A 16,101-nucleotide genomic window follows, 5' to 3' on the forward strand; every position below is an offset into this window, starting at 1 on the left:
CAGGTTCCGTGCGCGTCCACCCGCGGAAGAGAAAAGAAGATCAAAAGCAAAGACAGCCTGACAGGCTGCTTTTTGTAGAGCCGAGCCCACGCTCGGCTGCTTTCTGGACGGTCCGTGAAGCCGAGCATGGGCTCGGCTCTACACGAGCAACCGCAGCGCGCGACCCGCTTTTGATCTTATTTTCTTCTTCGTGGGTGCAGGCCACCGAAATCTGTCGGAGGCCGGTCGGGTTGGGTGCGCGGGGGTGTCAGCCGCATGGATGCGGCTGCCAAGCCTCCAGGGACGGATTCACGGCGTCCCCCGCGCACCCAGCCCGACCGGCCCACCCACGGCTTTTGCTTTCCACGACCAACCAGACACCACCCACGAGGGGCTGCGCCGTTGGCTGGAAACTACCCGCGATGCCGGATCAGCAACTGACTCATCAGCGCCCGCAGCGCCGGCGGCTTCACCGGCTTGGCCATCATTCCCCAACCGCGTTCGGCAGCCATCTCACGCAATCCCGCATCGCGCTCGGCGGTGACCAGCACCACCGGCGGACGGGCCTGCCACAGCTCTGCCAATGTCTCGTACAGCACCGGGCCATGGTGGTCACCCATGCGCACATCCAGCAGCACCAGCTCTGGCACCGCGCCTGTTGCCGCCAGCTGCAGCGCCGCCTGCGGGCCGTCGGCCAGCGCCACCTCGCAGCCCCAGCGCTCCAGCAGCGCGCGGCTGGCGGCGCAGACGTGCGGATCGTCGTCGATCACCCACACCCGGCGACCGCGAAGCGGGTTGTCCGCGGCCGGTTCCTGCATCAGCACCGGCACAGGAGCAGTAGCGGGAATCGCGCTGGCTTCGCCGAACGGCACGCCCACCGCGAACACGCTGCCCTGGCCCAGCTGCGAGCGCAGGCGGATCGGGTGGCCGAGCAGCCGACCGATGCGGTCGACGATCGCCAGGCCAAGGCCGGCGCCGCGCTGCTGGCCGTCGTGCAGGCGGCGGAACTCCTCGAAGATCTCGCCCTGCAGCGCATCGGGAATGCCGGGGCCCTGGTCGTGAACTTCGATCCACAGCAGGCCTTCGCGGCGACGGCAGCCGAGCAGCACGCGGCCACGTTCGCTGTAGCGCAGTGCGTTGGACAGGAAGTTCTGCAGGATGCGGCGCAGCAGCGCTTCATCGCTGACCACCACCGCAGCGGTATCGACCCAGTCGACCACCAGCCCACGTGACTGCGCGGCGATGCCGAACTCGCGTGCCAGCGTCTGCAGCAAAGGCCCGAGCCGGAACGCCTGTACGCGCGTGGGCAGGCTGCCCGATTCCAGGCGCGCGATATCCAGCAGGCTGTTGAGGATCGCATCCTGCGCGGCCAATGCAGCATCGATGTGGTCGCTGGTCTGTTGCTGCGCCGGGTCACTCAGCTTGCCGCGCAGCACCGAGACGAACATGCGCGCCGCGTTGAGGGGCTGCAGCAGGTCGTGCACGGCCGAGGCAACGAAACGGGTCTTGTAGCGGTTGGCCTGCTCGGCTTCGCGGCGTGCTTCGTCCAGGTCGCGGGTGCGTTCGGCGATGCGGTGTTCCAGCGCATCGGCCAGGGAGCGCAGTTCGCGCGCGGCGTTCTTGTAGCTGGTGATGTCGGCATAGCTGGTGACGAAGCCGCCGTCAGGCAGCGGATTGCCACGGATCTCCAGCACCGTGCCGTCGTCCTTCTCGCTCTCGCGCATGTGCGGGCGGCCGCTGCGCAGGTGGTTCAGGCGACGCTCGATTGCTTCATCGACGGGGCCCGGACCGAGCAGGCCACGGCGTGCGTTGAAGCGGAACAGTTCCTCGATCGGCCGGCCCACGCGGACCAGGTCTGCCGGGAACCGGAACAGTTCCAGATAGCGCGAATTCCACGCGACCAGGCGCAGTTCGCGGTCGATCACCACCACGCCCTGCGGCAGGTGTTCGAGGCTGCGGCTGAGTCCGCTGTCGGCGTCGGTGGCCGCCTGCAGCAGGCCATCCTGTGCGGTGCGCAGTTCCTGTGCGTGCTGCTTGAGCAGGGTTTCCAGTTCGCGGCGGCTGCGCAGGCGATGCTTGGCCAGGCGTCGGCGCTGCTGCACGAACAGCACCAGGAAGCCCAGCGCCAGCCACGCAGCACCGCCGGTGAGTGCGGCCGCGCGACCGGCGGCGGTGGCGGCGCTGGCGTCGTGCAGCAGATGCAGGTTCCAGCCTTCGGCGGGCAGCGGCAGGCTTTGCCACAGCATCGGCTGCGGCAGTGCGGGATCGAGCAGGCGCACCATGCGGCCACCATCGGCAAGCACGTCTTCAGTACGCGCGCGCAATGGCTGCAACGCGCGGTCGGCGTATTGGCGGGCGTCCAGCATTTCGCGGCGCTCATCGGCGCCCAGCGGGCGCAGCAGGCGGTAGCGCCAGCTGTCACGGTTGGCCAGGAACACCACGTCATGGTCGTCGCTGGCCAGCACCACGTCCGGGCTGCTCAACCATTCCTGTTCCAGCGCCGACAGCTCGACCTTGATCACCACCACGCCGAGCCGCTTGCCACCTTCCTCGATGGCCTGCGACAGGTAGTAGCCGGGTACGCCGGTGGTCATGCCGATGCCGTAGAAGCGGCCACGGCCCTGCGCCAGTGCCTGCCGGTAGTAGGGGCGGTAGCTGTAGTTCTCGCCGACGTTGCTGGTCGGCTGGTCCCAGTTGCTGGCCGCCACTGCCACGCCGTCATGGCCGACCAGGGTCAGGGTCGAGGCACGGGTGACTTCATTGGCGCGTTGCAGCTTGAGGTTCAGCCGCTGCTGTTCGGTGGGCGAGGGCGGCACACGCAGGGCGTGCAGCAGATCCGGATCCAGCGCCAGTACCTGTGGCAACGTGCCGAAGCGGTCGATGCGCTGCTGCAGGCCCTGGCCGTACAGCTGCAGCTGGCGTTGCACCTGGCTGCTTTCCTCGCCGAGGGCGCGCCGCCAGGCGTAGTGGCCGGCGGCGACCGCACACAGCACGGTGCCACCGACCATCACCAGGAGGGTCAGCAACAGCATCCGGTGGCGGCTGAGCCGGTACATGGCGGCAGTCTACGCAGGGCCGGCGGGCGTGACGTGCACGCCCGCCGGGGTCTGACGTGGAAGGGGTCAGAAGTGCATCTGCGCGCGCAGTTCGAAGATCTCTGGCGTGCTGTGCACACCGCGACGGCTGGCGTCGACCTTCACATAGTTGGCCTGGAACTTGAAGTGGCTGGTCAGGTACCAGTTCGCGCCCAGGGTCAGGTCGTGCTGGCGGCCACCAAGGATGCTGCCATCGTCCAGGTCCAAGCGGCTGTAACGGGCCACCAGTTCCACCGCGCCGTAGTCGTGCGCCGGCTTGATGTTGGCCACGGCACCTGCGTTGTACGGGCGCGACTCGCCGGTCAGCACCCAGCTGGCCATCGCGTACTGGCCGCTGCCGGTGTAGTCGGGCTTGCCGTCATGGCGGGTGACCGTGGCGCGCAGGGCTTCGGCCTGTAGCGAGAACGGGCCGCGGATCCAGATGCCTTCCAGGCCGGTGCGGCGGATCTGGTCGGCGGTGACCAGCGCGCCGGAATCGACATAGCGGATGTCGGTCAGGCCGGCTTCCGGGCGTGCACGCAGGCGCGCGCTGGCCTCGTGGTGCACGTCACGGCCATCGCTGTAGCCGCGCGGATTCTCCTGCGAATAGGCCAGGCCCAGGTGAATCACGTCACCCGGCGCCTTCACCGGGGTCCACACCGCACGCACGGCCTGGGTGGTGCCGGGGTTGTCACCCTGCAGGTCCTTGCCGCCATAGGCGCCGGCCTGCAGCAGGTACTGCGGGCGCTCCAGCACCCATTCCACGCCGGTGCGGCGGCCGGCGTAGAAGGCCTGCACGGGCAGCGCGGTTTCCAAGAAGCTGCCGGCGCGCGAAGAGGTGTTCGCGTCCAGGCCGACCGGGGTCTTCATGTAGCCGAAGCGGAAGCGGCCGATGTCGCGGCCGAAGAAGGCCTTGCTTTCAAAGCGCACGAACACGTCCAGCCAGGTATCGGACTGGAAGTCGTAGTAGACCATCGCGTCGTAAACGCCCTTCTTCTTCAGCGTCGCACCGAACTCCTTGCGACGCACCGCGTCGTCATCCTCCAGGCCACTGCCCGAGGAGAAATCGTTGTAGTCGTAGGCGATGTTGGCGGTAGCGGCCAGTTCGGTGCCGTCGCCGAAGGCGTACTTGGTCGGCCAGTTGTCGAAATCGGCGGCCGAGGCGAAGGCGGGAAGGGCGGCCAGCGACAGGGCCAGCAAGGTGGGATTCGGGCGCATGTTGGGTGCGGCTCTCTCGGATTGCGTGTGGACAGGACAACAACGGCCGCAGGGGCCGAAACTTTCGCAAGGACGCGCCCGGCCGTTAGCCCGGGCCACCGGCCTTCCCGTGTCTGGGCGGTGTGGCGCCAGTGTAGGCACCTGCGCCACCTGAACCGGGGGGCTAGTACCAATAGGTTATCTGCGCCGACGTGCCCAGCGCGTACAAAGGCGTCCATTGGTCGCACCTCCTGCGCGTGCAGCACAGGGCGATCAGTTTCCACGGTAGCGGTTCCCGTGCAGTCCCGGGGCCGTACGTGCCTGAAAACGCCCCTTCCGGAGTCCGCCATGCACATCCCGACCGCAGCCCCGGCGCCTGCAAAGCCGTTGCCGATCTATCGCCAGCTGTACTTCCAGGTGATCGTGGCGATCGTCCTCGGCGCCATCCTCGGCCACTACGAACCGTTGGTGGGCGAAAAGATGAAGCCGCTGGGCGATGCCTTCATCAACCTGGTGAAGATGATCATCGCACCGGTGATCTTCCTGACCATCGTCACCGGCATCGCCGGCATGACCCACCTGCGCACGGTGGGCCGGGTGTTTGCCAAGGCGATGGCGTACTTCCTGTTCTTCTCCACGCTGGCGCTGATCGTCGGCATGATCGTGGCGCACGTGGTGCAGCCCGGCGCCGGCATGAACATCAACCCGGCCGAGCTGGACCAGACCGCGGTGCACAGCTACGTCGAAAAGTCGCATGACCTGACCCTGGTCGGCTTCCTGATGGACATCATCCCGAAGACGCTGGTGAGCGCCTTCGTCGATGGCAACATCCTGCAGGTGTTGTTCATCGCGGTGCTGTTCGGCATCGCGCTGGCCTCGGTGGGCGAGAAAGGCAGGCCGATCGTGAACTTCCTGGAGGCGCTGGTCGCCCCGGTGTTCAAGCTGGTGCACATCCTGATGAAGGCCGCCCCGATCGGTGCCTTCGGCGCGATCGCCTTCACCATCGGCAAGTATGGCGTCGGCTCACTGATCAACCTGGCCTGGCTGGTGGGCTCGTTCTACCTCACCGCCTTCCTGTTCGTGGCGGTGATCCTGGGCCTGGTCTGCCGACTGTGTGGCTTCTCGGTGTTCAAGCTGGCGCGCTACCTGAAGGCCGAGCTGCTGCTGGTGCTGGGCACCTCTTCGTCGGAGTCGGCGCTGCCGTCGCTGATGGAGAAGATGGAACGCGCCGGCTGCAGCAAGTCGGTGGTGGGCCTGGTGGTCCCGACCGGCTACTCGTTCAACCTGGACGGCACCAACATCTACATGACCCTGGCGGCACTGTTCATCGCCCAGGCCACCAACACCGAACTGACCCTGGGCCACCAGATCGCCCTGCTGCTGGTCGCGATGCTCAGCTCCAAGGGCGCGGCCGGTGTCACCGGCGCCGGTTTCATCACCCTGGCCGCCACCCTGGCCGTGGTGCCGGAGGTGCCGGTGGCCGGCATGGCGCTGATCCTGGGCGTGGACCGCTTCATGAGCGAATGCCGCTCGCTGACCAATTTCATCGGCAATGCGGTGGCCACCGTGGTGGTCTCGCGCTGGGAAGGCGCGCTGGACCGCAACCGCCTGCAGCTGGCGCTGGACGGCCGCGAGAGCGAACTGCCGCCGCCGGTCGATGCGCTGCCCGAGGCGCTGCCGGCCAAGGGCTGATCCAGGTGTGTGGTACCGCGGGGCCGGCCACGACAGTGGTACGGCCCCGCGGCGTTTCAAGGCGTCCCATGACTGTCATGGGCAACGCCGATGCTGGTCTGGGGCCCCGCCGCATACGGCACGGAATTGTGCGGTCGCAGCATGGCTGCGACAGGATAGCGACAGGTCCAGACGCTCCAACGGGGGTATGATCCCCTGTCCCTTCTGCCCATTCATGTAACCCACATCGATGTCCAACGAAGATTTCAAACAGGCCGCCCTCGATTACCACCGGATGTCCCCGCCGGGAAAGATCAAGGTTTCCGCTACCAAGCCCATGCTGACGCAGCGCGACCTGTCGCTGGCGTATTCGCCGGGCGTGGCGTATGCCTGTGAAGCGATCAAGGCCGACCCGCAGCAGGCCAGCGAGCTGACCGCCCGCGGCAACCTGGTGGCGGTGATCTCCAACGGCACCGCGGTGCTGGGCCTGGGCAACATCGGCGCGCTGGCCGGCAAGCCGGTGATGGAAGGCAAGGGCGTGCTGTTCCAGAAGTTCGCCGGCATCGATGTATTCGACATCGAAGTGGATGAAACCGACCCGGACAAGCTGGTCGACATCATCGCCTCGCTGGAGCCGACCTTCGGCGGCATCAACCTGGAAGACATCAAGGCGCCGGAGTGCTTCGTGGTCGAGCGCAAGCTGCGCGAGCGCATGAAGATCCCGGTGTTCCATGACGACCAGCACGGCACGGCGATCATCGTCGGCGCAGCGGTGCTCAACGCCATGGCGATCACCGGCAAGAAGATCGAGGACGTGAAGCTGGCGACCACGGGCATGGGCGCCGCCGGCATTTCCTGCGTGAACATGCTGGTGCAGCTGGGCCTGAAGCCGGAAAACATCCTGGCCTTCGACCGCGAGGGTGTGATCCACACCGGCCGTACCGACCTGGACCCGGAAAAGCAGCGCTATGCGCGCGATACCGACAAGCGCACCCTGGCCGAGATCGTCGACGGCGCGGACATCTTCCTGGGGCTGTCGGCACCGGGCATCCTGACCGCCGAGATGGTCAAGACCATGGCCCCGGATCCGGTGATCTTCGCGCTGGCCAACCCGACTCCGGAAATCATGCCGGAGGTGGCGCGCGCCGCCCGTCCGGACGCGATCATCGGCACCGGCCGCTCGGACTACCCGAACCAGGTCAACAACGTGCTGTGCTTCCCGTACCTGTTCCGTGGTGCGTTGGACGTGGGCGCGACTGCGATCAACGAGGAAATGAAGATCGCCTGCGTGCGTGCCATCGCCGCGCTGGCGCGCCGCGCGGCCACCGACATGGGCTCGGCCTATGGCGGCGAGACCCCGAGCTTCGGCCGTGAATACCTGATCCCGCGTCCGTTTGACCGCCGCCTGCTGGTGGAGCTGTCGGCGGCCGTGGCCCAGGCCGCGATGGACTCGGGCGTGGCTTCGCGCCCGATCGAGGACATGGGCGCCTACCGCGACAAGCTGGCCCAGTTCGTCTACCGCACCAGCCTGATGATGAAGCCGGTGTACGATCGCGCGCGCAGCGACAAGCAGCGCGTGGTGTACGCCGAGGGCGAAGAGGAAGTGGTGCTGCAGGCGGTGCAGAACGTGGTCGATGACGGCCTGGCGCATCCGATCCTGATCGGCCGCCCGGAAGTGATCGAGTCGCGCATCGAGCGCCTCGGCCTGCGCCTGAAGATCGGCGAGAACGTTGAAGTCACCAACATCAACGACGACCCGCGCTTCAACGAATACTGGCAGTACTACCACGGCCTGACCGGCCGCCGTGGCGTGACCGTGGCCGCGGCGAAGAACCTGATGCGTTCGCGCCCGACCCTGATCGCAGCGGTGATGGTGGCCCGTGGCGAAGCCGATGCGATGCTGACCGGCATCGTCGGCCGCTTCCACAAGAAGCTGGGCTACGTGCGCAGCGTGCTGCCGCTGGAGCCGAAGGTCACCTCGACCTCGGCGATGACCGGCGTGATCAACCAGCAGGGCGTGTTCTTCTTCGTCGATACCCACGTGCAGGAAGACCCGACCGCCGAGCAGCTGTGCGAAGCAACCCTGCAGGCGGCGTACCGCATGAAACTGTTCGGCATCGAGCCGAAGGTGGCGCTGCTGTCGCACTCCAACTTCGGCAGCCACGATTCGAAGGATGCACTGAAGATGCGCCAGGTGCGCGAGCTGCTGCTCAAGCGCAACCCACGCCTGAACGTGGATGGCGAAATGCAGGGCGACACCGCATGGGATGAAGCGCTGCGCCAGAAGCTGCTGCCGGGCTCGACCCTGCAGGGCCGCGCCAATCTGTTCGTGCTGCCGAACCTGGAAGCGGCCAACATCGCCTACAACCTGGTACGTGTGTTCACCGACGGCGTGGCGATCGGCCCGATCCTGATGGGCGTGAACAAGCCGGTGCACATCCTGACCACCAGCGCGACCTCGCGCCGGATCCTGAACATGACCGCCATTGCGGCGGTCGATGCGCAGATCCGCAAGCAGATCGAAGCGGAAAAGAAGGCGTAAGCCTTCGTTCCGCTTCGATCTGCAGAAACGCGCCCTTCGGGGCGCGTTTCGTTTCCGCCCAGCGGAAACCGGATCGGGTAGCGCCGGGCCATGCCCGGCGAGCGCGCAGCGCGGCGCTTCTCGCATTCCGCCGGGCATGGCCCGGCGCATTCCGCCGGGCATGGCCCGGCGCTACCCGATGAATTGCAGTCCGGCGGTCATTTCCCTGCAACGCCGCTGCGGCCCAATACGCCCACGCGGCCTGGCCGTGGGAAGGGACCGGACCGGCCTCCCCACCCTGGGCCCGACCAACTTTCCATGGGCGAGGGTGTCATGCGCAATCGAGTGACGCGGCGGTACTTCCAGCAGTTGTTCGCGCTGTACGCCGGCTTCGTGCAGTCGCGCTGAGGCCGCGATGCGGTAGCGCCGGGCAATGCCCGGCGAACGTAAAGTGCGTTGGGGCTCAGCGCCGCTTGCCGCGGCGCGCTGGTGCCGGCGGCGGTGCATCCGAACGCAGCTTGGCATACTGCGTCCACAGCGCAGGCAGTGCCTTGCCGGTGTGCTTCTGCCACAGCGCCGGTGCATAGCGGCCGTCGCGCAGGGCCTTGTCCAGTGCCAGCACCAGGCCCGGATGTTCGGCGTCGGCCCATTTCAGGAACGCACCGGTGACCCGGTAGCCGCTGTCGAAGTTCTGCCCCTTCTCGACCTTGCCCGGCAGTGCCCAGCCCGCAGCGGCATTGTCCATGCCGTAGCGGTCGCGTGCGTAGTCGGCGATGCCCTCCACCAGCCAACCCGGCACCCGTGCGTCGCCATAGCCCGGATAGCCCTGCACGATGTGCATGGCCTCATGGGTGACCAGGTCGATGTCGTTGGGGTGCTGCGCAAGCCAACCCGGGTTGATGGTGATCGTTGCGGCCTGGTCCTTGTCGCCGACGAAGGCGATGCCGGTGTAGGCCGGGTCGATCACGATGCGCACCATCGCCGGCGCGGCCGGGTGGAAGTCCGCACGTTCGCGCAGGTAGGCGAAGAAGAACGTATCGATCACCCGCTTGCGCTGCGGCGCGGCCAGGGCGCCACGGGCGTCCTGGTAGTTCAGCGTCACGCCGTCGCGGGTCAGCTGCGTATCGAACGCCTGGGTCTGGCCGAAACTGGAGAAGGACAGGGCAACAAGGGCCAAGGGCAGAAAACGGAAGCGCATGCCGCTCATTGTACGGTGCCGGCCGCCAGCAGTTCGATCTCCGCCAGCGGCAGTCGTCCCGGTGCCGCCAGGCGCAGGCGGTATTCGCTGTAGCGACCGGGTTTTGCAATGCGGAATGGACGGGTCTGGCGGGCGGATTCGAAGTCTTCGCCGCTGCGCTGGTCGAGCACGGCCCAGCTGCCGCTGCCGTTGCGCGCCTCCAGTGTCCACTCACCGCCCTGGATACGGCTGTCACCGCTGGTCAGCGTGTACATCGTCGGGGTGCCCTCAGCCAGGCCGGTCAGCGCGATGGTTGCACCGCCGCCCAGGCCCACCGTCGTGCCGGCATCGTCATCGACCAGCGCGGGCAGGGCGCGGCCATCGGCCAACGTCGCCTTCGCGCCGCTGCCGAGCAGGTCGTGCAGCAGCTGCGGGCGCTGGCCGCGTGAGGTCAACGAGCGCGGCACATCATCCACGCCACTGCCCCAGCGCGAGGGACGGGGGCCCATCACGAAGTCGAGGGTCGCGCCCTTGGCGATCAGCTCGTGCGGCACCCAGGTCTTCGTCCACGGTTTGCCGTTGATCGTCAGCGACTGCACGTAGACGTTCTCACGCGAGTTGTTGGGCGCGTTCACGGTCAGCACGGCACCACCCTGCAGTTCCACGCGCGCATGTTCGAAGGCTGGCGAGCCGATCACGTACTCCGGTGCACCCATGCGCAGCGGGTACAGGCCCAGCGATGCCAGCACGTACCAGGCCGAGGTCTCGCCGTTGTCCTCGTCACCGGGATAGCCCTGGCCGATCTCACTGCCCACATACAGCCGCGACAGGATCTCGCGCACATGCTGCTGGGTCTTCCACGGCTGCCCGGCGTACAGGTACATCCACGGGATGTGGTGTGCCGGCTGGTTGCTGTGCGCATACATGCCCATGCGCACGTCGCGCGCTTCGGTCATCTCGTGGATGGTGCCGCCATAGGAGCCGGCCAGTGCCGGGTCGGCGGTTTCCGGCGTGGCGAAGAAGGCATCCAGCTTCGCCGCCAGCTTGTCGCGGCCACCGTACAGCGCGGCCAGGCCTTCGCCATCGTGGGCGGCGGTGAAGGCGAAGGTCCAGCCATTGGATTCGGTGTAGTCGTGGCCCCATACGCGCGGGTCGTAATCCTTGGCGTCCACGCGCCAGCGGCCATCGGCCTTGCGGCCCTGGAAGAAGCCGGCGGCCGGGTCGAACATGGTCGCGTAGCTGGCGGCGCGATAGCGGAAGTACTCGGCCTCGGTGCTGTAGCGCTCGCGTGCAGCCGGCGTGGTGGCGCGCTTGGCCAGTGCATCGGCCATGTTGGCGATGCCGAAGTCATTGAGCGCGCCTTCCATCGTCCATGACATGCCTTCGTGCACGTCCGCGCTGGCGTAGCCACGGAAGGTCGAACGGTCCATGCCCTTGCGGCCGACATGACGGTCGGGCGGGACCACGGTCGCGTTCTTCAGCGCGGCGGCGTAGGCCTCGGCCGGATCGAAGCCGCCGATGCCCTTCAGCCAGGCATCGGCGAAGGCCACGTCCGAGCTGGTGCCGACCATCAGGTCGGCGTAGCCCGGCGACGACCAGCGCGCGATCCAGCCGCCGGCGCGGTACTGCTCGATGAAGCCTTGCACCAGCTGGCCGGCATCGTCGGGCGTAAACAGCGCATAGGCCGGCCAGGTGGTGCGGAAGGTATCCCAGAAGCCGTTGTTGACGAAGACCTTGCCGTCGCGCACGGCCGCATAGCTGCGGGTCGCGCTGCCATCGGTGTTGTCATCGCTGGCGCTGGCCTGGTTGGCGTAGCGCCAGTCGGGTAGGGCCGCGCTGCCCACGTTTTCATGGCCGGAGTTGGGGTACAGGTACAGCCGGTACAGGCTGGAGTACAGCGTGGTCTTCTGGTCGTCGCTGGCGTTGCCGATGTCGAAACGGGCCAGGCGCGCGTCCCATGCATCCTGCGCACGGCTGGCCACGCTCTCCAGCGTATCGGCAGCGCTGATTTCCAGTGCCAGGTTGTGCCGCGCCTGCTCGACCGAGATCAGCGAGGTGGCGATGCGCATCGTCACCCGCCGGTCGCTGCCGGCGTCGAACTTGATGTAGCCGGTCGGGCGGCCGGTGTCGAGGCGGCCGCTGCTGCGCCACGGCTTGTCGAAGCTGGCCACCACGTACATGCGGCTGGCACCGTTGGACAGGCCGCTGCGCGTATCGGTGTAGCCGGACAGCGTCTGCGTGGCGGCGTCCAGGGTCAGGCCACCGCGCGCATCGACATTGTCGAACAGCAGGTTGGCGTCGCCGCCCTCGGGGAAGTCGAATCGGAACAGTGCGGCATGATCGGTCGGCGCGATGGCGGCAGCGATGCCATTGTCAAAGCGCACGTCGTAACGGTACGGGCGGGCGCTTTCGTGGCGGCGGTCGAACGACAGCGCGCGTTTGCGGCGGTCGGCGTCCGGCGCGCCACGGCTGGCCGAAGGCATCACCTGGAAGGTCTGGCGGTCGCCCATCCACGGGCTGGGCTGGTGGCTCAGTGCCAGCGCCTGCAGCTGCGGGCGGTTCTGCGCATCGTTCTGTTCGTTCCAGCGGTACAGCCAGTTCAGTGCGCCGGCGTCGGTCACCGGGGTCCAGAAGTTGAACCCGTGCGGCACCGCCGTGGCCGGGAGGTTGTTGCCGCGCGAGAACGTTCCGTTGGCCTGGGTGCCGCGTGTGGTCAGCACCCAGTCCGAGACGCGCTGCGGCTGCTGGCGCGGTTGGGCATCCAGGCGCACGTCATCAATCCAGCCAGAGACCGGCGCGCCCTCGGCACTGGCCACCTCCAGCTCGATCGCCACCACGCGGCGGCCCTTCAGCGTGGGCACGTCGCCCAGCCGCACTGCCTTGCGGGCCCATTGTTGCGGGTACAGCGTCTTCGATTCGCCCTGCGCGCGTGCGCCGATCGCCACGCCATGCTGGTCGCGTGCCGCACCGGCCGAAACGCGGCTGCCATCGTCCAGCAGCAGGTCCAGCGATACATAGGTCGAGGCGACGGTGTCCTTGCCGACGATTTCCGGCAGCACCAGCCACGACAGCGTGGTATCGGCCTCGATGGGCAGGTCGGCCTTGAACAGTTCGCGCCGCGCGCTGCCGCCTTCGCTGCTGTAGCGCAGCGCATGCAGGCCGCTGTAGCCGGCGTTGCGCTTGGCGGCGTAGGGCGCGGCCGGTCCATTGCCGATCGTGACCTGTAGCGCACCGGTGGCCTGCGCCGGTACAGGTTCGCCCGGTTCGAACGAGGTCTGCAGCCCCTGCGCCCGCGCCGGCATCGCAGTGGTCGCACAGGCCAGGGCCAGGGCGAGCGGAAGCAGGGCGCGGCGCGGATCGGACAGGGTCATGCAAGGGTCTCCCGGAAGGGCTGGCGGCGGGCGAACCCGCATCGGCGGACACCACGGACAGCATCGCTCCGCCCGCCAGGCTGGCAGTGGAAGAGGCGATGCCGGTCCGGTGGGGGCGGGCCATGCGATCGGGTTGGATTGGGTGGGTCGGGGTGCGACCTGGCCCGATCCTGCAACAGCCGCCGCGCGCTGGCAAGTGCCATTTAGTTCGATCCAAATGCGGGAAATATCGCTGGAGTCGATTCTGGCGAGCGAACCTGCCGGAACGACCGCGAAATCCCCGGAGTCGCCGCCGCCCGGCGTGCGGTGGGGAGATGCGAGGCATCGGCGGCGGCGTGCAAAGGCGCGTTGCGGGGCAATGTCGTTGCGGCCCAGATGCTAGAATCACGGGCCTCGCAACCCGTTCACCGAATCCGCCATGAGCCATACCGCCACCGCGCCCGCCAACGCCGAGAAGCGCTACACCGTGCACCGCAGCGATCTGCCGTTGAGCTGCCCGACCCCGGAAATGGCGCTGTGGAACTCGCATCCGCGCGTGTACCTGCCGATCGAAGACGAGCCCAACGGCGAAGCGCAGTGCCCGTACTGCGGTTCCGTGTTCGTGCTGGCCGACTAAACGGCGGCCCCTTCGATGCGCCGATTGACCGTGGTGCAGTTGCTGCCGGCGCTGCACTCCGGCGGTGTCGAGCGCTCGACCCTGGAAATCGCTGCGGCCCTGGTCGCTGCCGGCCATCGTGCGCTGGTGGTCTCCGCCGGTGGCCGCCTGGTGCAGCCCCTGCTCGATAGCGGTGCCGAGCACCTCACCCTCGACATCGGCCGCAAATCGCTGCTGACGCTGCGCCACCTGCCGACCCTGCGCCGCCTGTTCGCTGAAGTCGGCGCGGACATCGTGCACGCCCGTTCGCGGCTGCCGGCATGGCTGGGCCTGTACGCGATCCGTGCCATGCCCGCCGCCCAGCGCCCGCACTGGGTAACCACCGTGCACGGGTTGAATTCGCCCAGTCGCTACAGCGCGGTGATGACCAGCGGTGAACGCGTGATCTGCGTGTCCAACACCGTGCGCGACTACGTGCAGCGGCACTATCCGACGGTACCCGAAGCGAAGCTGCAGGTGATTCCGCGCGGCGTCGATGTCACACAGTTTCCGCGCGTGGCCCGCGCCGACCGCCGGCCACGACTGGCGCTGGCAGCCGACTACCCGTGGCTGGCGCAGGTTGGGGGCCCGCTGCTGCTGCTGCCGGGGCGGGGCACCCGGCTGAAGGGACATGCCCATGCGCTGCAATTGCTCGCCGATGTACGTGCAGCTGGTGTGCCGGCACAGCTGTGGATGCTGGGCACCGACGAACCCGGGCGCGAGGCCTACGTGGCTGACCTGCGCCGCCAGGCCGCGGCACTGGGCGTGGCCGAGGCCGTACAGATCAGCACGCCTACCGTCCGCATCGCCCAGGCCTACGCCGCCAGCGATCTGGTGCTGCAGCTGTCGGACAAGCCGGAAGCCTTTGGCCGCACCGTGGTTGAGGCGCTGTCGGTCGGTCGCCCGGTGCTGGGCTGGGACCACGGTGGCGTCGGCGAACTGCTGCTGCAGCTGCAGCCCAGCGGTGCGGTGCCGCTCGGCGACGCACGCGCGCTGGGTGAACGTGCGCTGGCCCTGCTGGCGCAGCCGCCGTCCCTGCCGACCCGCATCCCGTTTACTCTGCAGGCCATGCAGCGCGATACCCTCCGCCTCTATGCCGATGTCGCCGGCTGACCCCGCTGCCATCGTGCGCGACGACCGTGCCGGGCGCTGGGCGCCCTGGTGGGTGCTGGCGTACGTGGCGATGTGGCCGCTGCCGGGCATTGCCGAAACCGTGCTGGGCCTTGGCGCGGTCTATGCTGCCGCGCGCATGGTGATGCGCCGGCTGCAGCGCCGCCCGCACCTGTTGAGCACGGCGGCGTGGGCGCTGACCTCGATCCTGTTCCTCGGCTACTGGCTGCCGCAGGCGTTTTCGGCCATCGATGCGATCGACCCTTCGGCCTCGTGGACCAAGGCGGCTGCCGGCCTGCGCTACCTGCCCTTCATGTGGCTGGTGGCGATCGCGGTGGCCACGCCGGGACGCAGGCGGCTGACCTTCGGCGGCCTGGCGCTGATCACCGGCGCATGGACGCTGGATGCGCTGGTGCAGGCGCTGGCCGGAACCAGCCCGTGGTTCTGGTCGCTTGAGCAGCTGAAGCTTGCGGTGAGTGGTCACGCGTTGTGCCCGGCCACTGAGGCGGCCGTGGTCGATCGCCTCAGTGGCGCACTCGGGCCGTGCAACCTGAAGTTCGGCCAGGTCCTGGCCAGTCTCTCACCGTTCCTGTTGTTGCCGCTGGCGCGTCGCTTTGGCAATCCGGGTTGGGTACTGGCCGCGGCGGCGCTGGGCTGCGTGCTGCTGCTGGCCGGCTCGCGCGCGTCGTGGATCACCTTCGCGCTGGTGCTGGCCTACAGCGGCGTGCGCCAGTTCGGTGTGAAGCGGATGCTGCTGCTGGCGCTGCTCGGCGTGCTGGGCGCCGGCGTGCTCACCGCGGGCGTGCCGCAGCTGCGCGAACGCCTTGCGCGTACCGCGATGGCGTGGGATGGAAGCGAACGCGGTGTCGACGAGGCACTGTCGGGGCGCGCGCGTATCTGGGAAGCCGCCGTCTGCATGATCGAAGAACACCCGTTCAACGGCGTCGGCGCACGCGGTTTCCGCGATGCCTATCCCGCCTGCGTGGCCGAAGAGGGGCTGGCGGTATGGGGGGATGCTCCCGCCCTGCACGCGCATCAGATCGTGCTGGAAATCCTGGCAGAAACCGGGGTGATCGGCCTGCTGCTGTGGCTGGCAGCCGTGGCCCAGGCTTGGCGGGCCTGGCGCTATGCACCGACGGCCGCGCGTGACCGGGCCCGCCCTGCGATGCTGGCGCTGGCGGTCACCGTGTTTCCGCTCAACACGCATCTGGCGTTCTATTCCGCGTTCTGGGGCGGCCTGACCGTGCTGCTCGCTGCCTTGTTCGCCGGCAGCCTGCTGGCGCGGGAATCGGACGACGCGCCACCGCTGCTGTGATCGTCCATCCACGCATGGCGTGGCTCTACTGCACGTACCGAACGAACGTCGC

Annotated in this window: 9 protein-coding genes; 5 read left to right on the plus strand and 4 right to left on the minus strand. The window is 68.0% G+C overall.

Features of this window, described 5'->3' with window-relative positions; all coding sequences use genetic code 11:
* Window positions 1–392: 392 nt before the first annotated feature.
* Both AC5P6A_RS17745 and AC5P6A_RS17750 read right to left on the minus strand, forming a co-directional pair.
* A complete protein-coding gene (locus tag AC5P6A_RS17745) occupies window positions 393–3,035 on the minus strand; it encodes a hybrid sensor histidine kinase/response regulator (protein WP_346715169.1) in 2,643 nt (880 codons plus the stop codon).
* 66 nt (window positions 3,036–3,101) lie between these two features.
* Window positions 3,102–4,271 (minus strand): OprO/OprP family phosphate-selective porin, encoded by a 1,170-nt coding sequence (locus AC5P6A_RS17750; protein ID WP_111098062.1) that lies wholly within the window; start codon window positions 4,269–4,271, stop codon window positions 3,102–3,104.
* Window positions 4,272–4,598: 327 nt separating this feature from the next.
* On the opposite strand from AC5P6A_RS17750, the gene AC5P6A_RS17755 reads away from it, so the two are divergent.
* Window positions 4,599–5,942: a dicarboxylate/amino acid:cation symporter gene (locus tag AC5P6A_RS17755; RefSeq protein ID WP_021204354.1), complete on the plus strand. Its 1,344-nt coding sequence runs from the start codon at window positions 4,599–4,601 to the stop codon at window positions 5,940–5,942.
* Window positions 5,943–6,171: 229 nt separating this feature from the next.
* Window positions 6,172–8,463 (plus strand): NADP-dependent malic enzyme, encoded by a 2,292-nt coding sequence (locus AC5P6A_RS17760; RefSeq protein ID WP_021204353.1) that lies wholly within the window; start codon window positions 6,172–6,174, stop codon window positions 8,461–8,463.
* Between the two features lie 442 nt (window positions 8,464–8,905).
* On the opposite strand, the gene AC5P6A_RS17765 is transcribed toward AC5P6A_RS17760, so the two are convergent.
* Both AC5P6A_RS17765 and AC5P6A_RS17770 read right to left on the minus strand, forming a co-directional pair.
* Window positions 8,906–9,649, minus strand: coding sequence for a basic secretory protein-like protein (locus AC5P6A_RS17765; protein ID WP_346469486.1), 744 nt, complete (start codon window positions 9,647–9,649; stop codon window positions 8,906–8,908).
* Window positions 9,646–12,990 (minus strand): GH92 family glycosyl hydrolase, encoded by a 3,345-nt coding sequence (locus tag AC5P6A_RS17770; protein ID WP_346715171.1) that lies wholly within the window; start codon window positions 12,988–12,990, stop codon window positions 9,646–9,648. Before AC5P6A_RS17770 ends, AC5P6A_RS17765 begins: the two co-directional genes overlap by 4 nt.
* 418 nt (window positions 12,991–13,408) lie before the next feature.
* On the opposite strand from AC5P6A_RS17770, the gene AC5P6A_RS17775 reads away from it, so the two are divergent.
* The 3 genes from AC5P6A_RS17775 to AC5P6A_RS17785 are packed head-to-tail and all read left to right on the plus strand — an operon-like array spanning window position 13,409 to window position 16,049.
* Window positions 13,409–13,606 (plus strand): zinc-finger domain-containing protein, encoded by a 198-nt coding sequence (locus AC5P6A_RS17775; RefSeq protein ID WP_005410967.1) that lies wholly within the window; start codon window positions 13,409–13,411, stop codon window positions 13,604–13,606.
* 15 nt (window positions 13,607–13,621) lie between these two features.
* Window positions 13,622–14,737, plus strand: coding sequence for a glycosyltransferase (locus AC5P6A_RS17780; protein ID WP_346715172.1), 1,116 nt, complete (start codon window positions 13,622–13,624; stop codon window positions 14,735–14,737).
* Window positions 14,718–16,049, plus strand: a complete 1,332-nt coding sequence (locus tag AC5P6A_RS17785) for an O-antigen ligase family protein (protein ID WP_346715173.1) — start codon at window positions 14,718–14,720, stop codon at window positions 16,047–16,049. Before AC5P6A_RS17780 ends, AC5P6A_RS17785 begins: the two co-directional genes overlap by 20 nt.
* The last annotated feature ends 52 nt before the right edge of the window (window positions 16,050–16,101 follow it).

It is taken from the genome of Stenotrophomonas sp. YJH_SMC_20 (assembly GCF_059367845.1).